The organism is Streptomyces longispororuber, from assembly GCF_024448165.1.
GTDB classification, from domain to species: domain Bacteria; phylum Actinomycetota; class Actinomycetes; order Streptomycetales; family Streptomycetaceae; genus Streptomyces; species Streptomyces longispororuber_A.
The window spans coordinates 1-18,214 of record NZ_JAMOLN010000045.1; the positions used below are offsets into that span (position 1 = coordinate 1).

General features: G+C 72.7%; 18 protein-coding genes. 11 read left to right on the forward strand and 7 right to left on the reverse strand.

Annotated elements, in window-relative coordinates:
• From M4J07_RS15410 to M4J07_RS15420, 3 genes are all read left to right on the forward strand, one after another.
• On the forward strand, positions 1–860 hold an 860-nt coding region (locus M4J07_RS15410), incomplete at its 5' end, for a C40 family peptidase (protein ID WP_255972143.1).
• Between the two features lie 214 nt (positions 861–1,074).
• On the forward strand, positions 1,075–2,109 hold the full coding sequence (locus M4J07_RS15415; RefSeq protein ID WP_255972145.1) for a C40 family peptidase: 1,035 nt from the start codon (positions 1,075–1,077) through the stop codon (positions 2,107–2,109).
• Positions 2,110–2,144: 35 nt separating this feature from the next.
• On the forward strand, positions 2,145–3,350 hold the full coding sequence (locus M4J07_RS15420; protein ID WP_255972147.1) for a hypothetical protein: 1,206 nt from the start codon (positions 2,145–2,147) through the stop codon (positions 3,348–3,350).
• 3 nt (positions 3,351–3,353) lie between these two features.
• On the opposite strand, the gene M4J07_RS15425 is transcribed toward M4J07_RS15420, so the two are convergent.
• Positions 3,354–3,881: a PadR family transcriptional regulator gene (locus M4J07_RS15425; protein ID WP_255972232.1), complete on the reverse strand. Its 528-nt coding sequence runs from the start codon at positions 3,879–3,881 to the stop codon at positions 3,354–3,356.
• A 103-nt stretch (positions 3,882–3,984) separates the two neighbouring features.
• Here M4J07_RS15425 and M4J07_RS15430 point away from each other — a divergent pair, with 103 nt between their 5' ends.
• Complete coding sequence (locus M4J07_RS15430; RefSeq protein ID WP_255972148.1) at positions 3,985–5,292, forward strand: MATE family efflux transporter; 1,308 nt, start codon at positions 3,985–3,987, stop codon at positions 5,290–5,292.
• On the opposite strand, the gene M4J07_RS15435 is transcribed toward M4J07_RS15430, so the two are convergent.
• On the reverse strand, positions 5,253–6,497 hold the full coding sequence (locus M4J07_RS15435) for a glycosyltransferase family 87 protein (protein WP_255972150.1): 1,245 nt from the start codon (positions 6,495–6,497) through the stop codon (positions 5,253–5,255). The genes M4J07_RS15430 and M4J07_RS15435 overlap by 40 nt on opposite strands.
• A gap of 92 nt (positions 6,498–6,589) precedes the next feature.
• Between M4J07_RS15435 and M4J07_RS15440 the strand changes: the two genes are divergently transcribed.
• A complete protein-coding gene (locus tag M4J07_RS15440; protein ID WP_255972152.1) occupies positions 6,590–7,741 on the forward strand; it encodes a glycosyltransferase family 4 protein in 1,152 nt (383 codons plus the stop codon).
• A 165-nt stretch (positions 7,742–7,906) separates the two neighbouring features.
• Here the strand turns inward: M4J07_RS15440 and M4J07_RS15445 are convergent, their stop codons facing one another.
• On the reverse strand, positions 7,907–9,703 hold the full coding sequence (locus M4J07_RS15445; protein ID WP_255972154.1) for an AMP-dependent synthetase/ligase: 1,797 nt from the start codon (positions 9,701–9,703) through the stop codon (positions 7,907–7,909).
• Positions 9,704–10,001: 298 nt separating this feature from the next.
• Here M4J07_RS15445 and M4J07_RS15450 point away from each other — a divergent pair, with 298 nt between their 5' ends.
• The 6 genes from M4J07_RS15450 to M4J07_RS15475 all read left to right on the forward strand — a co-directional run bounded on the left by M4J07_RS15450 (position 10,002) and on the right by M4J07_RS15475 (position 14,861).
• Positions 10,002–10,763 (forward strand): metallophosphoesterase family protein, encoded by a 762-nt coding sequence (locus tag M4J07_RS15450; RefSeq protein ID WP_255972156.1) that lies wholly within the window; start codon positions 10,002–10,004, stop codon positions 10,761–10,763.
• Positions 10,764–10,843: 80 nt separating this feature from the next.
• Complete coding sequence (locus M4J07_RS15455; RefSeq protein WP_255972158.1) at positions 10,844–11,281, forward strand: SRPBCC family protein; 438 nt, start codon at positions 10,844–10,846, stop codon at positions 11,279–11,281.
• 71 nt (positions 11,282–11,352) lie between these two features.
• On the forward strand, positions 11,353–12,453 hold the full coding sequence (locus tag M4J07_RS15460) for an ArsA family ATPase (RefSeq protein WP_255972160.1): 1,101 nt from the start codon (positions 11,353–11,355) through the stop codon (positions 12,451–12,453).
• 79 nt (positions 12,454–12,532) lie between these two features.
• The gene (locus tag M4J07_RS15465; protein WP_255972162.1) at positions 12,533–13,015 is read left to right on the forward strand and encodes a DUF5304 domain-containing protein; all 483 of its coding nucleotides are present in this window, start codon (positions 12,533–12,535) and stop codon (positions 13,013–13,015) included.
• Between the two features lie 53 nt (positions 13,016–13,068).
• A complete protein-coding gene (locus M4J07_RS15470; protein ID WP_255972164.1) occupies positions 13,069–14,022 on the forward strand; it encodes an ROK family glucokinase in 954 nt (317 codons plus the stop codon).
• Between the two features lie 68 nt (positions 14,023–14,090).
• A complete protein-coding gene (locus tag M4J07_RS15475) occupies positions 14,091–14,861 on the forward strand; it encodes an endonuclease/exonuclease/phosphatase family protein (RefSeq protein ID WP_255972166.1) in 771 nt (256 codons plus the stop codon).
• Here the strand turns inward: M4J07_RS15475 and M4J07_RS15480 are convergent.
• The 4 genes from M4J07_RS15480 to M4J07_RS15495 form a co-directional block, all read right to left on the reverse strand.
• Positions 14,858–15,862, reverse strand: coding sequence for a CU044_5270 family protein (locus M4J07_RS15480; RefSeq protein ID WP_255972168.1), 1,005 nt, complete (start codon positions 15,860–15,862; stop codon positions 14,858–14,860). The genes M4J07_RS15475 and M4J07_RS15480 overlap by 4 nt on opposite strands.
• Entirely contained in the window at positions 15,855–16,469 is a 615-nt protein-coding gene (locus M4J07_RS15485) for an RNA polymerase sigma factor (RefSeq protein WP_255972170.1), read from the reverse strand. The genes M4J07_RS15480 and M4J07_RS15485 overlap by 8 nt, the downstream gene beginning before the upstream one ends.
• Before the next feature lie 147 nt (positions 16,470–16,616).
• Positions 16,617–17,201 (reverse strand): hypothetical protein, encoded by a 585-nt coding sequence (locus tag M4J07_RS15490; RefSeq protein WP_255972234.1) that lies wholly within the window; start codon positions 17,199–17,201, stop codon positions 16,617–16,619.
• Positions 17,202–17,265: 64 nt separating this feature from the next.
• The gene (locus M4J07_RS15495) at positions 17,266–18,084 is read right to left on the reverse strand and encodes an alpha/beta hydrolase (protein ID WP_255972236.1); all 819 of its coding nucleotides are present in this window, start codon (positions 18,082–18,084) and stop codon (positions 17,266–17,268) included.
• Positions 18,085–18,214: the final 130 nt, after the last annotated feature.

Below are 18,214 nucleotides of genomic sequence, written 5' to 3' on the forward strand. Positions count from 1 at the left end.
GCAAGGCCACCGACCTCTACAACGGGGCCAAGGAGAAGCAGAAGAAGCTCGAGAAGGAGATCGGCGAGCTTCAGGACAAGGTCGCCCGGGAGCAGGAGGAGCTCAACACGCTCCGCACCGGCCTCGGTTCGCTCGCCAGCCAGCAGTACCGCTCCGGTGGCATCGACCCCTCCGTCCAGCTCTTCCTCTCCGCCGACCCGGACAGCTATCTCGACAAGGCGTCCACCCTCGACTCGCTGAGCGCCCAGCAGCTGGAGTCGCTGAAGAAGGTCCAGGCGAAGCAGCGCACGCTGGCCCAGGAGCGCGCCGAGGCGTCCGAGAAGCTCCAGGACCTCGCGGACACCCGCACCCAGCTGGGCAAGAAGAAGAAGGAAGTCCAGAAGAAGCTGGGCGAGGCGCAGAAGCTGCTCAACACGCTGACCGCCCAGGAGCGCGCCAAGATGGCCGCCGCCGAGGAGCGTGCCAGCCGCGACTCCGCCGGCCGCGTCGACCTCGGCAACGAGGTGCCCGCCTCCAAGCGCGGCGCCGCCGCCCTGAGCGCCGCCGCCACCCAGCTCGGCAAGCCCTACGTCTCCGGCGGCACGGGTCCCAACTCCTACGACTGCTCCGGTCTGACGCAGTGGGCCTACAACCAGGCCGGTGTCGGGATCACCCGCACCACCTACACGCAGCAGAACGACGGCCCGAAGATAGGCATGAGCCAGCTCAAGCCGGGCGACCTCGTCTTCTTCAACAGCCTCGCGCACGTGGGCCTGTACGCCGGAAACGGCCAGGTGCTGCACGCCCCGCACCCCGGCGCCGTCGTCCGCTACGAGTCGATGAGCACCATCGGATCGTTCCAGTTCGGCGTCCGCATCTGATCCTCTTACCAACGGCATCCGGAAACGCGCCCGTTCGGGCGAATTCCGGACCCTGTCGCTGACCCCGCGCCCCGCCCGTGACCTGCGTCATAGGCGGGGCGCGCGGTTTTGTGTGCCCCGAACGGTCGTTGGCCGGGCGGTAGTCGCGCGGCTACTGTCGGCGCGCATTCCCCGGATCACCGGGGCACGTCAGCGGAAGGGAGAGCGGCCACCCGTGGGGTCCCATCGCCGTACCGCGCACTCCGGGTCAGCAGGATCCGACCGGAGCACGCGCGCAATCGTCCTGACCGTGGCCGTAGCGGGAACGGCGGCCGCACTCGGCGCCGTGCCCGCGGGCGCAGCCCCGCAGGACAGGCCGGCCGACACCAAGGCCGAGGTGGACCGCCTGTACGAGCAGGCGGAGAAGGCCACCGAGGCGTTCAACAAGGCCGACGAGCGCGCCGACCGGCTCCGCGAGGAGCTGGCGAAGTCGCAGGACGAAGTGGCCCGGGGGCAGGAGCGCATCAACAAGATGCGGCGGGCGCTCGGCATGGTGGCCGGCGCCCAGTACCGCTCGGGCGGCATCGATCCCTCGCTCGCCCTGATGCTCTCCTCCGACCCGGACGCCTACCTGGACCGGGCCAGCACCCTCAACCGGCTCAGCGCCCGGCAGGCCGGCGAGCTCGGCGAACTGCAGGACGCGCAGCGGGAACTGGCCCAGGAGCGGGCCGAGGCACAGCGCAAGCTCACCGAACTGGACGCGAGCCGCAAGGCCGTCGCCCGGCACAAGCGCAGCGTCGAGGCGAAGCTCGCCAAGGCGCGCAGGCTGCTCAACTCGCTGCCCGGCGCCGAGCGGGCGGCCTACGACCGGGCCTCGCGCGGTGACGGCCGCCCCGATCTGTCCGGGGCGGGCGCCGCCTCGTCGGCCCGCGCCGCCACGGCCCTCGCCGCCGCCCAGTCCGCGCTCGGCAAGCCGTACATCTGGGGCGCCAACGGGCCGTCCGGGTTCGACTGTTCGGGCCTGATGCAGTGGTCGTACGCGCAGGCCGGGGTCGGTCTGCCGCGCACCTCGCAGGCCCAGCGGTACGCGGGCCGCCAGGTCTCCCTGTCGCAGGCGCAGCCGGGCGACCTCGTCGCGTACGGCTCGGACGCCCACCACATCGGCATCTACGCGGGCAACGGCCAGGTGATCCACGCGCCGTACCCGGGCGCGCCGGTGCGGTACGACCCGGTCGGCATGATGCCCGTCTCATCCGTGACCCGGGTCTGAGGCTCCCTGCGGGGATTCGCCGTACGATCAGAAAGATGGCTGGTCGACGGCGTGCGATGAGCAGGGCGGGCTCCTTCGTGGTGCTGGGCGCCCTGCTCGTCGGGCTTTCCGGGTGCGAGCGCGGCGCCGAGTCGCCCGCCGACCCCCGCACGGCCGCCGTGCAGCGGGTGCTCGACCGGCGGGCGGACGCGGTCCTGGACGGGGACGCCGGCGCGTACCGGGCGACCGGCGGCGCCGATCCGTACCTGCTCTCCGACCTGGCCGAGGTCCCGCTGAAGTCATGGGAGTACGAGCTCACGCGGCTCGACGGCCGCGGCTCCCGGATCGGGGCGGAGGCCGAACTGCGCTATCGCGTCGACGGGTACGACGGGGCGCCCGTCGTCGCCGCCCGCAGACTGACGCTGGAACGCAAGGACGGCGGCTGGCGCGTCGTCGAGGACGAGCCGGTGAACAAGTCGGGGCGGCAGCTGTGGGAGCAGGGCAGGGTGACCGCCGTGCAGGGGGACCACAGCCTGGTGCTCGGGGTCGGGCAGCAGCGGTCCGTGCTGCGGTCGTACGCGCGGATCGCCGACGACGCGGTGCCCGCCGTCGTGGACGCCTGGGGCTCGGACTGGGCCCGCGGGGTCGTCGTGCTCGTGCCCGAGTCGCTCGACGGCATGGGGGAGTTGCTGGGGGCGCCCGCCTCCGGCTACCAGGGGATCGCGGCCGTCACGACGGGTGAGGCGGGCGGCTCGCGCACGGCCCCGGCGGACCGGGTGATCCTCAACCCCGAGGCGTACGGCGTGCTCGGCTCCTTCGGCAAGCAGGTCGTCCTCACCCACGAGACCACGCACGTGGCCACCCGCGCCGTGACCTCGGCGGCGACGCCGCTGTGGCTGTCGGAGGGGTACGCGGACTGGGTGGGCTACCGCGGCACCGGGCGCACGGCGGGGCAGGCGGCGCCCGAACTGCAGCGGTCCGTGCGGGACGGCAGCGCGCCCGCCGAGCTCCCGGACGACGCCGCCTTCGGGTTCAGCGGTGACGCGGCCGAGCTCGCCCGCGCCTACGAGTCCGGCTGGATGGCCTGCCGGATGATCGCGGACCGCTGGGGCGAGGAGAAGCTCAAGGCCTTCTACCGGGCCGTCGGCGGGCACCGGCAGCGGACCGGCGCGGTCGAGGGGGCACTGGCGAGCGTGCTCGGGGTCGAGGAGAAGGACTTCGTGGCGCGCTGGCGGGAGTACGTGCGCTCCGAGCTGGGCTGAGGCTCACGCCCCCAGCTGCGTGATCGCCTCCCGCAGCCACGCCCGCTCCGCCTTCCCCGTCGCCCGCGCCACCCGCAGCATCCCCTGCCGGAACAGGTCGTCGGGCTCCTCCGCACGCACCGGCCTGCCCTCCTCGTCGTAGAAGAAGCTCGCCGGGGTCTCCAGGAAGTCGAGGCGGCGGCGGAGCACCGCGGCCTGCTCGGCCGGGTCGGCGAGGTGGCGCAGGAACGCGAGCAGCGTGTTGAAGCGCGTCTGGTCCGTGATCTCGATGTCCTTCGGCGTGCGGAGGCGGTCGAGCAGGGCGGTGCGTCCCGCGTCCGTGAGGGTCAGGACGCGGCGCGGGGCGGCGCCCGAGCCGGGGGCCGTGTGCTCGTCGAGTTTGCCCGCCTTCACGAGCCGGGTGATCGCCGGATAGAGCGCGCCGTCGCTGACCGGGCGGACGTGGCCGCTCAGGGACTTGATGCGCTCCTTCAACTCGTAGCCGTGCAGCGGCTGTTCGTAGAGGAAGCCGAGGATCGGCAGCTCCAGCATGGGCGCTCCGGAGTGGTTGCGGTGGCCGGTCACGGCATGCTACCTCTTTTCGAGGTATCCGATACCTCGAAAAGAGGTACCGGCTGGGGAAGGGATGGTGGCCGTGGAGGCCGTCGAACACCGCAGGACACTCGTCGAGCTCGCGCGGCCCGTGTACTTCTCGCTGCTCGCCAACGTGGCGGCAGGGATCATCAACACCCTCTGGGTGGCCCGGCTCGGCGGGGAGGCCGTCGCCGCGGTCGCCGTCGCGACGAACGTCGAGAACGTGCTGCTCGGCGTCGCCCTGGTCTTCGGCTCCGGCACGACGGTCCTGGTCGCGCACGCCAGGGGCGCGCAGGACCCCGGCGCGCTGCGGGCCGCGGTGCGCGGCGGCGTGGGGCTGTGCGCGCTGCTCGTGCCCGTCGTCGCGGGCGGTGGCTGGCTGCTGCGCGAGGACGTCGCACGGCTCGCGCTCGGGGACGGCGGCGGCGCGGTGCGGCTCGCCGTCGCGTACTTCGGCGTCTCCCTGCCGGGCATGGCCGTCTTCTACGCGCAGCAGCTCGTCGACGGCATCCTCAAGGGCGCGGGCGACACCCGCACCCCGATGCGGCTCGCCCTCCTCACGAACGGCCTGATCCTCGTCCTGGACCCGCTGCTCATCCGTGGGTACGGGGTGGTGGGCGCGGCCGTCTCGACCGTGGCGGCCCGGCTCGTCGCGCTCGCGGCGGGGCTCCGGGTGCTGCGGCGCGACCCGCTGCTGGCCGGCGCGGTCGGGGTGGGCAGCCCCTGGGCCGTGGCGCGCACCGGGCTGCCCATGGCCGCCGACTTCACCGTGCGGCAGACGGGTGCGCTCGCGCTCGTCGCGGTGGTGGCCAGGCTCGGGGTGACGGCCGTCGCCGCGTACGCCGTCGCGTACAAGATCCTCTACGTCGCGACGATGGCGTTCTATGCGGTGCGCCAGGCCGCCTCCATCCACACCGCCCACCGGCGGGGCGCGGGCCACGACGAGCGCGGCGCCGTCGGCCGGCAGGCGGTCGTGGTGTCGGGGGCCGTGGGCCTGGTGGCCGCCCTGCTGTTCCTGGCGCTCGCGCCGTGGCTGATGCGGGCGTTCGGGGCACCCCACGACGTGACCGTGGAGGGCGCGCTGTTCCTGCGCTGCGTCGGCCCGTACCTGGTGCTCCTGGCCGGGTTCATCGCGCTGGGCGGCGTCTTCGAGGGCAGCGGGGGAGCGCCGAAGGTGCTGCGGGTGACGCTGCTCGGGACGCTCCTCCAACTGCCGTGCGCCGCTTGGCTGTCCGGGCTCTGGGGTCTCGCCGGGGTGTGCGCGGTGATGGGGGCGGCGATGGCCGTGCAGTGCGGCTGCCTACTGGTCATGGCCCGGCGGGCGGCCGCTCAGGAAGCGGCGCCCACCGACTGGTCACGGGCCGCCTGAGGGGGCACCGGGGTGCGCTCCGCCCGCCTCGGCTCGGTCACCGTCGCCCGCCACAGCCGGCGGCAGGCGCTCAGCGTCGCCACGACCAGCAGGCCGTTGCGCACCAGGAGCAGCGTCACGCCGAGCCAGTCGCTGGCGACGACGTGCGAGAACCAGACGGGGAACTCCAGGAACGTCACGAACGTCGCCGCGAGCACCAGCCACACCGGCAGCGTCATCCGGCTCTCCCGGAACAGCAGGCACACGGCGGCGAGCCCGACCAGCCACAGCATGTACTGCGGACTGATCACCCGGCTCGTCGTCGTGAACAGCAGCACCGCCGTCAGCGCCGCGTCGGCGAGCGTGCCGGACCCCCAGGCGCGCGCCCTGAGCCGCCACAGCACCAGCCAGCCGAACGCCAGCGCCGTGAGCCCCTGCGCGAGGGCGCTGACCAGATCGACGTACGGACCGAGGAACTCGACCGAGCCGTAGTTCAGCTGCACCGTGCCCGACCAGCCGAACTGCCGCGCCACGTGGAAGACCAGCGACCCCAGCGACTCGACCTCCGTGCCCCGGTCCTTCTGGAACGTCAGGAAGGCCATGGCGCCCGGCATCGCGATCGTGAAAGCGACCAGGAGCCCGCCGGCCGTCAGCGCCGCCGCGCCCCACGACTCCCGGGTGGCCCGGCCCCGCCGCATTCCGACGAGCAGCAGCGCCGGCCACACCTTGAGCATCGCGCCGATCGCGGCCAGCACGCCCGCCGCCTTCGGATGCCGGGCGGCGGCGAGCAGCGCGGCGGCCGCGACGGCGGTGACCATCACGTCGTAGCGGGCGTACACCGTCTGCCCCAGCAGCGGCAGTCCGACCACCCAGACCCACACGCCGCGCCGCGACTTGTCCTGCCGGTCGGCGACGTACAGCAGCATCAGGAAGACGGCGGCGTCGGCGAGGAAGGCCAGCAGGAAGAACGCGTGCGCGTACGACAGGAACGGCAGCAGCACGGGAGAGAGGATCGCGACCGCCGCGGCCGGCGGGTACTGCCACGTCACGTCGTCCAGCGGGAACGTTCCGGTGCGCAGCACGTCGAACCAGCCGTGGTAGATCACGGACACGTCGCTGGTCACGTCGGGGCCCGGGACCACGACGACCTTGAAGACGCACAGCAGGAGCAGGGTCCTGGTCAGGGCCCAGGTGATCAGGAGCGCTGCGGGATTTCGCGTCTTCATTCGAGCCATCATGCCTGGGAGGACTGTGCGGTGGCCATGGAGCCAGGCGGCGTGGCGCGTTCCGGGGAGTCGGTTCGGTACTGTCTGCGGCGATGCACAAGACACCGAAGACCCTGCTCGTCACGAACGACTTTCCGCCCCGCCCCGGTGGCATCCAGGCGTTCCTGCACAACATGGCGCTGCGCCTGGACCCCGAGCGGCTCGTCGTCTACGCGTCCACGTGGAAGCGGAGCAAGGAGGGCATCGAGGCGACCGCCGCCTTCGACGCCGAGCAGCCGTTCACGGTCGTACGCGACCGTACGACGATGCTGCTGCCGACGCCGCGCGTGACCCGGCGCGCGGTGGGCCTCCTGAAGGAGCACGGCTGTACGTCGGTGTGGTTCGGGGCGGCCGCTCCGCTGGGGCTGATGGGGGGCGCGCTGCGCAAGGCGGGCGCGCAGCGGATCGTCGCGACGACGCACGGGCACGAGGCGGGGTGGGCGCAGCTGCCCGCCTCGCGTCAACTGCTGCGCAGGATCGGCGAGTCGACCGACACCGTCACGTACCTGGGCGAGTACACGCGGTCCCGGATCGCGGCGGCGCTGACGCCCGCCGCGGCGGAGCGCATGGCCCAACTTCCGCCGGGGGTCGACGAGAAGACGTTCCACCCCGGGTCGGGCGGCGACCTGGTCCGGGCGCGGCTCGGGCTCTCGGAGCGGCCGGTGGTCGTCTGCGTCTCGCGGCTCGTGCCGCGCAAGGGCCAGGACACGCTGATCCTGGCGATGCCGCGGATCCTGGCGGCGGTGCCGGACGCGGTGCTGCTCGTCGTCGGCGGCGGGCCGTACGAGAAGGAGCTGCGCAAGCTGGCCGTGGAGACCGGGGTCGCGGACTCCGTGCGCTTCACCGGGGCCGTGCCGTGGGCGGAGCTGCCCGCGCACTACGGGGCCGGGGACGTGTTCGCGATGCCGTGCCGGACGCGGCGCGGCGGGCTCGACGTGGAGGGGCTCGGCATCGTCTACCTGGAGGCCTCCGCGACCGGGCTGCCGGTCGTGGCCGGTGACTCCGGTGGGGCGCCGGACGCGGTGCTGGACGGGGAGACCGGGTGGGTCGTCCGGGGCGGGTCCGCGGAGGATGCGGCGGACCGGGTCGTCGCGTTGCTGCTGGATCCGGAGTTGCGGCGGCGGATGGGGGAGCGCGGCCGCGCGTGGGTGGAGGAACGGTGGCGGTGGGATCTGTTGGCGGAGCGGTTGCGGGAGCTGCTCTAGCGCTTCCGCTTCTGCCGGGTGTCGCGTCGTGGGCGGGTGCGGGCCGGTGGGGCTTCTCGCGCAGTTCCCCGCGCCCCTGAAGGGGCGCGGGGAACTGCGCGACCAGCCACGACGAGAGCCGCGGGGGCCCGCCGGGGCGTAAGTGCCGCGGCGGATGTCACCCGGTCACCCGCGGTAGATCGCCTCGATCTCGTCCGCGTAGTCCTTCGCCACCACGTTCCGCTTCAGCTTCAGCGACGGCGTCAGGTGACCCGACTCCTCGGTGAACTGGGTGCCGAGGATCCGGAACTTGCGGACCGACTCCGCCTTGGAGACCGCCGCGTTGCCGTCGTCCACGGCCGACTGGATCGCGGCCAGCAGATCCGCGTCGCCCGCCAGCGACGCGACCGTCGCGTCGGCCGGCTTGCCGTGGTCCGTGGCCCACTTGCCGAGGAACTCCTCGTCGATGGTGACCAGGGCGCCGACGAACGGGCGGCCGTCGCCGACCACCATGCACTCGGCGACGAGCGCGTGCGCCCGGATCCGGTCCTCGATGACGGCCGGGGCGACGTTCTTGCCGCCCGCCGTCACGATGATCTCCTTCTTGCGGCCGGTGATCCGGAGGTAGCCGTCCTCGTCGAGCGTGCCGATGTCACCCGTGTGGAACCAGCCGTCGGCCAGGGCCTCCTCCGTGGCGCCCTGGTTGTTCCAGTAGCCGGTGAACAGGTGCTCGCCGTGCAGCAGGACCTCGCCGTCGTCGGCGATCCGGACGACCGAGCCGGGCAGCGGCTGGCCGACCGTGCCGATCTTCTGGCGGTCCCACGGGTTGAAGGCGGTGGCCGCGCAGGACTCGGTGAGGCCGTAGCCCTCCAGGACCGTGAAGCCGATGCCGCGGAAGAAGTGGCCGAGGCGCTCGCCCAGCGGCGCGCCACCGGAGATCGCGTACTCGCCGCGCCCGCCGAGCACGGCCCGCAGCTTGCTGTAGACCAGCTTGTCGAACGTCTTGTACTTGAGCTTCAGGGCGAGCGAGGGGCCCTTCGGGGTGTCCAGGGCGCGGCTGTACTCGATCGCCGTGTCCGCCGCCTTGTCGAAGATCTTGCCCTTGCCGTCGGCCTGCGCCTTGGCCCGGGCCGAGTTGTAGACCTTCTCGAAGACGCGCGGGACGCCCAGGATCAACGTGGGCCGGAACGCGGCCAGTTCGTCCGTGAGGTTCTTGATGTCCGGGGCGTGGCCCAGCTTGATCGGGGCCATCAGGGAGGCCACCTCGACCAGGCGGCCGAAGACGTGGGCCACCGGCAGGAAGAGGAGGACCGAGCACTCGCCGGTGCGGAAGAGCGGCTTCAGGCGCTCGACCACGTTGCCGCACTCCGCGAAGAAGCTGCGGTGCGTGAGGACGCAGCCCTTGGGGCGGCCCGTCGTGCCGGACGTGTAGACGATCGTGGCCGGGTCGTCGGCCTTCGCCGCCGCGCTGCGCTCGTCGACCGTCGCGTCGGAGACCTCGGCGCCGGCGCGGTTCAGCTCCTCCACGCCGCCCGCGTCGATCTGCCAGACGTGCTTCAGGGCGGGCAGGTGGTCGCGCACGGAGGCGACGGCCGCGGCGTGCGCGTCGGACTCGACGAGGATCGCGACGGCGCCGGAGTCGCCGAGGATCCACTGGATCTGCTCCGCCGAACTCGTCTCGTAGACCGGGACGGTGACCGCGCCCGCGCTCCAGATCGCGAAGTCGAGCAGCGTCCACTCGTACCGCGTGCGCGACATCAGGCCGACCCGGTCGCCGGGCTGTACGCCGGAGGCGATCAGGCCCTTCGCGGCGGACTGCACCTCGGCCAGGAACTGGACGGACGTGACGTCCGTCCAGTTGCCGCCGACCTTGCGGCCGATGACGGCGACGTCAGGATGCTGCGCGGCGTTTCTGCGGACGATGTCGGTCAGATTGCCGTCCGCAGGGACCTCGTACAAAGCCGGAAGGCTGAACTCGCGCAAGACTGCTGCTCCTCATAGGGCGCCGGCGCCACGACTCTGTGTGCTGCGTCGGTGCGGTCCAAGATCGGGCAGGTGCTCGGAGCTCAGATACTCAGGTATTTGAACTGAGCACGACTGGACTGCCCGGACGTTACCCACCAGTACTGGTCTTTCGGTAGGGGGTCCAGGCCAGATGTTCGCTGCGTCACACGACATGGCGGTGCTGTGCGCACAGTAGTCCACGTGCTTCCTGACTAGGAAGTAACCGCAGGTCCGGCGGCCTCTACCCACCTTCGACCCATCGTCCTAGGGTGATCGCATGCGCGTACACGTAGTCAGCGATGTGCACGGAAACTCCACCGACCTCGCACGAGCCGGAGACGGCGCCGACGCCCTGCTCTGCCTCGGTGACCTGGTCCTCTTTCTCGACTACGCCAATCACTCGCGCGGCATTTTTCCCGATCTGTTCGGTTCTGCGAACGCGTCACGCCTCGTGGAGCTCCGCACCGCCCGCCGCTTCGAGGAGGCCCGCGCCTTCGGTGCGCAGCTCTGGGCCGGGGTCGACCGCGGCCCGGCCATCGAGAAAGCGGTGCGCAAGCAGTACGCCGAGCTGTTCGCCGCGTTCCCCAGTCCTACGTACGCCACCTACGGCAACGTCGACATGCCCCAGCTGTGGAGCGAGTACGCGAGCCCGGGCACGACCGTGCTCGACGGGCAGCGCGTGGAGATAGGGGGCTGGGTCTTCGGGTTCGTGGGCGGCGGGCTGCGCACCCCGATGCGGACCCCGTACGAGATCGACGACGAGGAGTACGCCGCGAAGATCGAGGCCGTGGGCGAGGTGGACGTGCTCTGCACCCACATCCCGCCGGAAGTGCCCGACCTGGTCTACGACACCGTCGCGCGGCGCTTCGAGCGCGGCAGCCGGGCGCTGCTCGACGTCATCCGCCGCACCAGGCCCCGCTACTCGCTCTTCGGCCACGTCCACCAGCCGCTCGCCCGGCGGATGCGGATCGGCGCCACCGAGTGCGTCAATGTCGGCCACTTCGCGAGCGCGGGACGGCCCTGGGCCCTGGAGTGGTGACGGCGGGGACGCCCATGCGCGATAGCCTTCACGCGACACACACGTACGCACGGCGGACCGCATCTGGAGGAGCCACGGCGATGGCGGAACACACCAGCTCGAGCATCACGATCGAGGCGGCACCGGCCGATGTCATGGGCGTGATCGCCGACTTCGCCCGCTATCCGGACTGGACGGGCGAGGTGAAGGAGGCCGAGGTGCTCGCGACCGACGACTCCGGCCGCGCCGAGCAGGTCCGCCTCGTCATGGACGCCGGCGCTATCAAGGACGACCAGACCCTCCAGTACACGTGGGCGGGCGAGAACGAGCTGTCCTGGACGCTCGTGAAGTCGCAGATGCTGCGCTCGCTCGACGGCTCGTACGTGCTGAAGCCGGCCGGCGCCGGCACGGAGGTCACGTACTCCCTCACCGTCGACGTGAAGATCCCGATGCTCGGGATGATCAAGCGCAAGGCGGAGAAGGTCATCATCGACCGGGCGCTGGCCGGCCTGAAGAAGCGCGTCGAGTCGGGCACGTAGCGCCCTCCGGCGACCGCGGAGCGGGGTCCGGGGCGGAGCCCCGTGGCGCGGGCACAGTAGCCTCACGTTCCATGCGCACCCTTCTCATCACCGGCCCCGGCGGCTCCGGCCGAACGACCGTCGCCTCGGCCACGGCCCTGAAGGCGGCCCGGCAGGGCCTGCGCACCCGCCTCGTCACCGGTGACGCCGTGGAGGACCTCCCCGGCGTCACCGTCACCCGGCTCGCCCCTGCCGACGACTTCCGCGACGACCTCGTCGCCCTGCAGGAGCGGGCCGGTTCCGCGCTCGACCTGCTGGGCGCCGCCCGGCTCGACGCCGACGAACTCACCCCGCTGCCCGGCAGCGAGGAACTCGCGCTGCTGCGGGCCCTGCGGGACGCCCCCGACGACCGGTACGACCTCGTCGTCGTCGACCTGCCGCCCGCCCCGCGGGCCGTCTCGATCCTCGCCCTGCCCGAGCAGCTGCGCCGCTATCTGCGCCGCCTGCTGCCCGCCGAGCGGCAGGCCGCCCGCGCGCTGCGCCCCGTCCTCGGCCGGCTCGCCGGGGTGCCGATGCCCGCGGAGTGGCTCTACGAGACCGCGGCCCGCTGGGACTCCGAACTCGCCGCCGCCCAGGCCGTGATCGACGCCGGCAGCACCCTCGTACGCTTCGTCGCCGAACCCACCCTGGCCGCCGCCGAGACGCTGCGCACCACCCGCACCGGCCTCGCCCTGCACGGCCTGCGCCTCGAAGCCGTGCTCGCCAACCGCGTCCTGCCCGACGGCTCCACCGACCCGTGGCTCGCCGACGCCGCCGCCCGGCAGCGCAAGGTGATCGCCGGATGGGAGCAGGGCGCGTACGAGATCGCCCACCTCGGCCGGGACGCCCGCCCCGCCGACCTCGACGTACCGCTGCCCGGCAGCGCCGCCGGACCGGTGGCCTGGCCCGTGGAGGACCGGCTCAGGGCCGACGGCGTGCTGGTCTGGCGGATACCGCTGCCCGGCGCCGTGCGCGAGGAGCTGACGCTGATCCGGCGGGGCGACGAGCTGGTCGTCGGCGCCGGCCCGTTCCGCCGCATCGTCCCGCTGCCCTCCGCACCCCGCCGCTGCACGGTGGCCGGGGCCGGACTCGTCGACGGCGAGCTGTGCGTCCGGTTCGCCCCGGATCCGGATCTGTGGCCGCAGACCCCGTGAAGCCGGTGCACCCGTTCGGGTAACGTCGAAGTCGTCACTGCTTCAGCATCTCTTCAGCTCTCCGCAGGAGTCAGCCGCCATGAGCGACGCCACCGAGCAGCCCGCCCCCCAGGTCGACGCCGACGCCTGGGAGAAGGCGTGCGCCGAGGATCTCGCGGCGGAGCAGGCCCGCCGCCGCGCCGAGCACGGGGCGCCGCCCGGCTCGGCCGCCGAGGAGCTGCGCAGGCTCGTCGACGCCGTCACCGAGAAGCTCTCGTCCGTACAGGCCCCGTTCCTGGGCGCCGTCGCGCAGGGCACCGCCGAGCAGGTCGCCAAGCAGGTCGTCCGGCAGGCCAGGTCCGTCGTCGAGCCCGTCATCGAGCGCAACTCCGACGTCCTCGACCACCTCGCCGCCGCGGGCTCCGAGCTGCTCGCCGCCTACCGGTCGGCCGTCGAGGGCCAGGAGCGCCGCTGGACCCAGCGCTCCACGGACCCCACGGCCACCGGCGACGCCAAGGACGCCGACGGCTCCGCGAACCCCAAGGACGAAGGCCCCGGCGGGGAGCACATCGACCTGGACTGAAGAGCGCTCAGGTACGGTGGGCCGTAGCGGGGCTCGACCGAACTGAGGGATTCATGGGACTCACCATCGGCGTCGATATCGGCGGCACGAAGATCGCGGCCGGCGTGGTCGACGAGGAAGGCAACATCCTCTCGACGTTCAAGGTGCCGACGCCTTCCACGCCCGAAGGCATCGTGGACGCGATCGCTTCCGCCGTCGAGGGCGCCAGGGCCGGGCACGAGATCGTCGGTGTGGGCATCGGTGCGGCCGGTTACGTCAACCGCCAGCGCTCCACCGTGTACTTCGCGCCCAACATCGACTGGCGCCAGGAGCCGCTGAAGGAGAAGGTCGAGGCGCGCGTCGGTCTGCCGGTCGTCGTCGAGAACGACGCGAACGCGGCCGCCTGGGGCGAGTACAAGTTCGGCGCGGGCAAGGGCCACCGCAACGTCATCTGCATCACGCTCGGTACCGGCCTCGGCGGCGGCATCATCATCGGCAACAAGCTGCGCCGCGGTCACTTCGGCGTCGCCGCCGAGTTCGGCCACATCCGGATGGTGCCGGACGGCCTGCTGTGCGGCTGCGGTTCGCAGGGCTGCTGGGAGCAGTACGCCTCCGGGCGTGCGCTGGTGCGGTACGCGAAGCAGCGCGCCAACGCCACCCCCGAGAACGCCGAGTACCTGCTGTCGCTCGGCGACGGCACCCCGGACGGCATCGAGGGCAAGCACATCTCCAGCGCCGCACGCGAGGGCGACGCCGTGGCCGTCGACTCGTACCGTGAGCTGGCCCGTTGGGCCGGCGCCGGTCTGGCCGACCTGGCCTCGCTCTTCGACCCCTCGGCGTTCATCGTCGGCGGCGGTCTGTCGGACGAGGGCGAGCTGGTGCTCGACCCGATCCGCAAGTCGTACAAGCGCTGGCTGGTCGGCGGGAACTGGCGGCCGGTCGCCGACGTCATCGCGGCCCAGCTGGGCAACAAGGCGGGCATGGTCGGCGCCGCCGACCTGGCGCGGGAGCCCGACCCGGTCATGTGAGACCCGGACGCGTGACGGTGCCCGTCGTTCCCCTCGGGGGCGGCGGGCACCGGCGTATCTTGATCGTCATGGACTCCGGCTCGCTCACCGAACTCCCCAACTCCCGTACCGAATCCGACGGTTCGGCCGTCATCCGCGTCCTCAGCTACAACATCCGCTCGATGCGCGACAGCCCCGTCGCGCTCGCCCGGGTGATGAAGGCCTGCGCGCCCGACCTCGTACTGATCCAGGAGGCGCCCCGGTTCTTCCGCTGGCGCAAACAGCTCGCCCGGCTCGCCCGCGCCGCCGACCTGGTGATCCTCTCCGGCGGCGGCAGCGCGGCCGGACCCGCGCTGCTGTGCTCCCTGCGGGCGACCGTCGAGCGGACCGAGGACGTCCTGCTGCCGCTCACCCCCGGACTGCACCGGCGCGGCTTCGCGACCGCCGTCGTCCGGTTCGGCGGCGCACAGGGCCCGAGACTGGGCGTCGTCAGCTGCCATCTGAGCCTGCAGAAGGACGAGCGGTACGCGCAGGGCGGCCTGCTCCTCGACCGGGTCGAGGCCATCCGGGCCTCGGGCGTGCCGCACGCCGTGGTGGGCGGCGACCTCAACGAGCGGCCCGACGGGCGCACCTTCCGGCGGCTCGCCAAGGCCCTCAACGACTGCTGGGCGGCCGCGCCCTGGGGCCGCGAGTACACGTCGACGCCCGCCGACCCGCACCAGCGGATCGACGCGATCCTCGCCACCGAGGGCATCGAGGTGCTCGGCTGCGGGGTCCCCGACTTCCTCGACGAGGACGAGTTGAGGGCGGCCACGGACCACCTTCCGGTCCTGGCCGCCCTCCGTGTGCCCGCCGCCTAGGGGCGCTGCTTCGCCCGGTCGGTGATCGCCCAGCCGTCCAGGTAGGAGAGCTGGGTGTACTTCTTCATGCCCGGTCCGTCACCGGAGGTGCGGCCGTCCCGGAAGCCGAGGAACTCGTAGGTCTTCGGGTCGAAGATGAAATAGCCGCCGTAGCCGGAGACGCCCTTCGGCAGCGTCGGGTCGTCGTACGTGACCGCCACGCCCGTGCGGCCCTTCGCGTCCTTCTGGTCCTGCACCGTCTTCACGCCCGGCACCATGCCGAGCGCCTCGAACGCGGCAGGGCGCAGGCCCTCGGGCATCACCGGGACGAGCTTGAGCAGCCCGGCGAGGCTGAAGTGGATCTCGGACCACTCCTGCTCGGTGATCTCGTCGAGCGAGTCGTTCCTGTCGTTCGGCCCCGTCTTGTGGAGCAGCGAGAGGATCAGCTTCTCCGGGTCGGTGGGCAGCTTCTCCAGGCGGGTCCAGTCCTGCGGCGGCCACACCGACTCGTTCTTCTTCAGCGGCGGCGCCCACCAGCCCTTGCCGACCTCCATCACCCAGGACCGCTGCGAACCGTCGACGGAGCGCCAGTTCTCGTCGACGTGCGTGACGGTCCTGCCCGTCTTCCGGTCCGTCTCCTTGATGATCTCCTTCGTGTAGACGAACTGGTCGTCGCGCGGCGGCGTCGTCGGCACCGCCCGCGGGTGCTCGCGCTCGTACGCGGCGGCGCCGGCCAGGACGGTGCGGGCGGACACCGGGCGCACGGTCTGCCGGGCCGTGCTCGTGCCGGGGTCGTCGCGCACCACGACCAGCACGGTCGCCGTGAGCGCGGCCGTCACCAGGCCGGACGCGGCGATCCGCAGGCCGGGCCGCTGCCAGAGCCTGCGGCGGCGGCCGTCGGCCACGGCGAGCAGCCGGCCGCGCATCCGGTGGCGGGCGGCGGGGGACAGCGGCGGGGCGTCGCCCGCCCAGTCGCTCAGCTCCCGCAGGGCGGGGTCGAGTTCGCGGTCGGTGTCAGTCATGGGCGTGTGCCTCCCGGAGGGCGGTCGGAGCGGTCGGATCGGTACCACCCAGTGCCTCGCGCAATGTGCTGCGAGCCCGGTGCAGCCGGGATCTGACGGTGCCGACCGGCACCCCGAGCGCCTGCGCCGCCTCCTCGTACCCGAGGTCGGCCCAGGCCACCAGGAGCAGCACGTCCCGCTGCCGCGCCGGAAGCCCGGCGAGGGCGGCCGCCAGGTCCCGGCGAAGCCCGTGCGCCCCCGCCCTGGCCACCGCGCGATCGGCCACCGGCTCCTCGTGCTCGACCGGCTCCGGGATGCGGGACAGCGCCTTGAAGCGGCGCGCCTCCGCCCTGCGGTGCCGGCCGACGAGGTTGGTGGCGATCCCGAAGAGCCAGGGGCGGGCGTCGGGCCTGGTCAGGTCGTAGCGGTGGCGCTGCCGGAAGGCGGTGGTGAAGGTCTCCGCCGTCAGGTCCTCCGCCGCCTCGGGACCGAGCCGCCGCGCCGCGTAGTGGTGCACGGCGTCGGCGTACCGGTCGAAGAGCGCGGCGAACTGTTCGGGCTCGTCCCGCGACCGCGCGATCGACCGGGCGTCGCTGTCCTCATCGGGTACCCGGGGGCCGACGGTCATCGGGGCTCCTCTCGTCCGTGTGAACGCCTCGAGGGCGTGGGCTGGTTTCACAGGTACTTCGCCGCAGCCCGCGAACGAGTTCCCTCCGCACACGCCGAGGGCCCGCCGGAGCGGATCCGGCGGGCCCTCGGCAGGTACGGGTCGGGCTCAGACCACGGCGCCGCGCCCCGGGTCGTCGTCCTCCTCGTCGCTCGGCCGCATCCGCGCGATCAGCGTGGCGAAGCCGCCGAGGAAACCGCCGATGCAGAGCGTCGCCAGCCACCACGTCATGTCCCAGCCGAGCAGCACCGACAGGAGCAGCAGCACCGGGCCGCCGATCACGGCCAGCCAGGCGAACTTGGCCGTGACGTCCGCCTCCGGGAGCGGCGGAGGCTCCGGCGGGACGAAGTGGCCCTCGTCGTCCTCGTCGTCCTCGCCCAAGTCCTCGTCGGACGCCTCCGGCGCGCTGTAGTCACGCGGGCCGGGCGTGGCGGCGACCCCGGGCGCGAAGGAGACCGAGGAGCCGAGCGGGCTCCGGGGCTCCTGCTGCGGGGGCTCGTCGCGGTCCGGCGTCGGATTCGTCTCCGGGTCGAGCAGGGCCAGGTCCTCCACCGACTTGAACGGCTTCGCGCCCGGCGGGTCCGGCGGCTCCTCCCCGTACCCGGCGACGATCTCCGCCCACGCGGCGTCCTCGTCGGCGGGCAGCAGGGGATCGTGCTCCTCGCTCTCCTGCGGCTGCTCGCCGCCGGGCAGCTGGGGCTCCCGGCTCTCGCCGCCGTCCGGGCTCTCCGGCCTCTCGGGCCCGCTCCGCTCCTGCTCAGCCACCGCTGGCCGTCCCTTCCGCGCCCTCGCCGGGGCTTGTCGCGCCCTCGCTGGGAATCTTGCCTGCACCGGGGGCGAGCCGGTCGACGAACGCGTAGCTCTCGTCGAAGATCCGGTCCGCGTCCAGGTCCAACGTCGCGACGTGGTAGCTCTGTTCCAGCAGGATCTCCGTGACGTCCGTGGACGACACGCGGCCGAGCACCCGGGCCGAGTCGGCGGGCGGCACCACATGGTCCTGGACGCTGTGCAACACCATCAACGGCTGGGTCACCTGCGGCAGTTCCCGGTCGACGAGCCGGAAGAACGTGCGCAGCTGGTGCGCCGAGTGCAGCGGCACCCGGTCGTAGCCGACCTCGACCGCGCCCTCCTTGGCGATGTCGCTGGCGATCCCCTTGACCGTGCGGACGAGGTGCCGGGCGACCGGGAGCGCGTACGCGGACAGGCCGTGCACCTTGTTCCCCGGGTTCACCAGGACGAGGCCCGCGATCCGGTCGCCGTGCCGGGCCGCGAGGCGCAGCGCGAGGGCGCCGCCCATGGACAGACCGAAGACGAAGACCTGCGAGCAGCGCTCCGTCAGCTCGCCCAGGGCGCGGTCCACCTCCGCGTACCAGTCCTGCCAGGCGGTGACCGCCATGTCCTCCCAGCGGGTGCCGTGACCGGGCAGCAGCGGGAGCGAGACGGTCAGGCCGCGCTCGGCCAGATACTCCGCCCAGGGCCGCAGCGACTGGGGGGATCCGGTGAAGCCGTGACAGAGGAGGACACCGACCTCGCCGCCTTCGTGGCGGTACGGCTCGGCTCCAGGAAGGACCGGCACCATCGGTCTCCTGTTCGTGAAGGTAGGGGTGGGGAGAGGGGCATCAGGCATCGGGACGAGAACTTCACCGTACGCGACCGGACTGACACCGACCAGGGTCATCGGGCCCCTGAGCGGCGCCGCGGGTTAA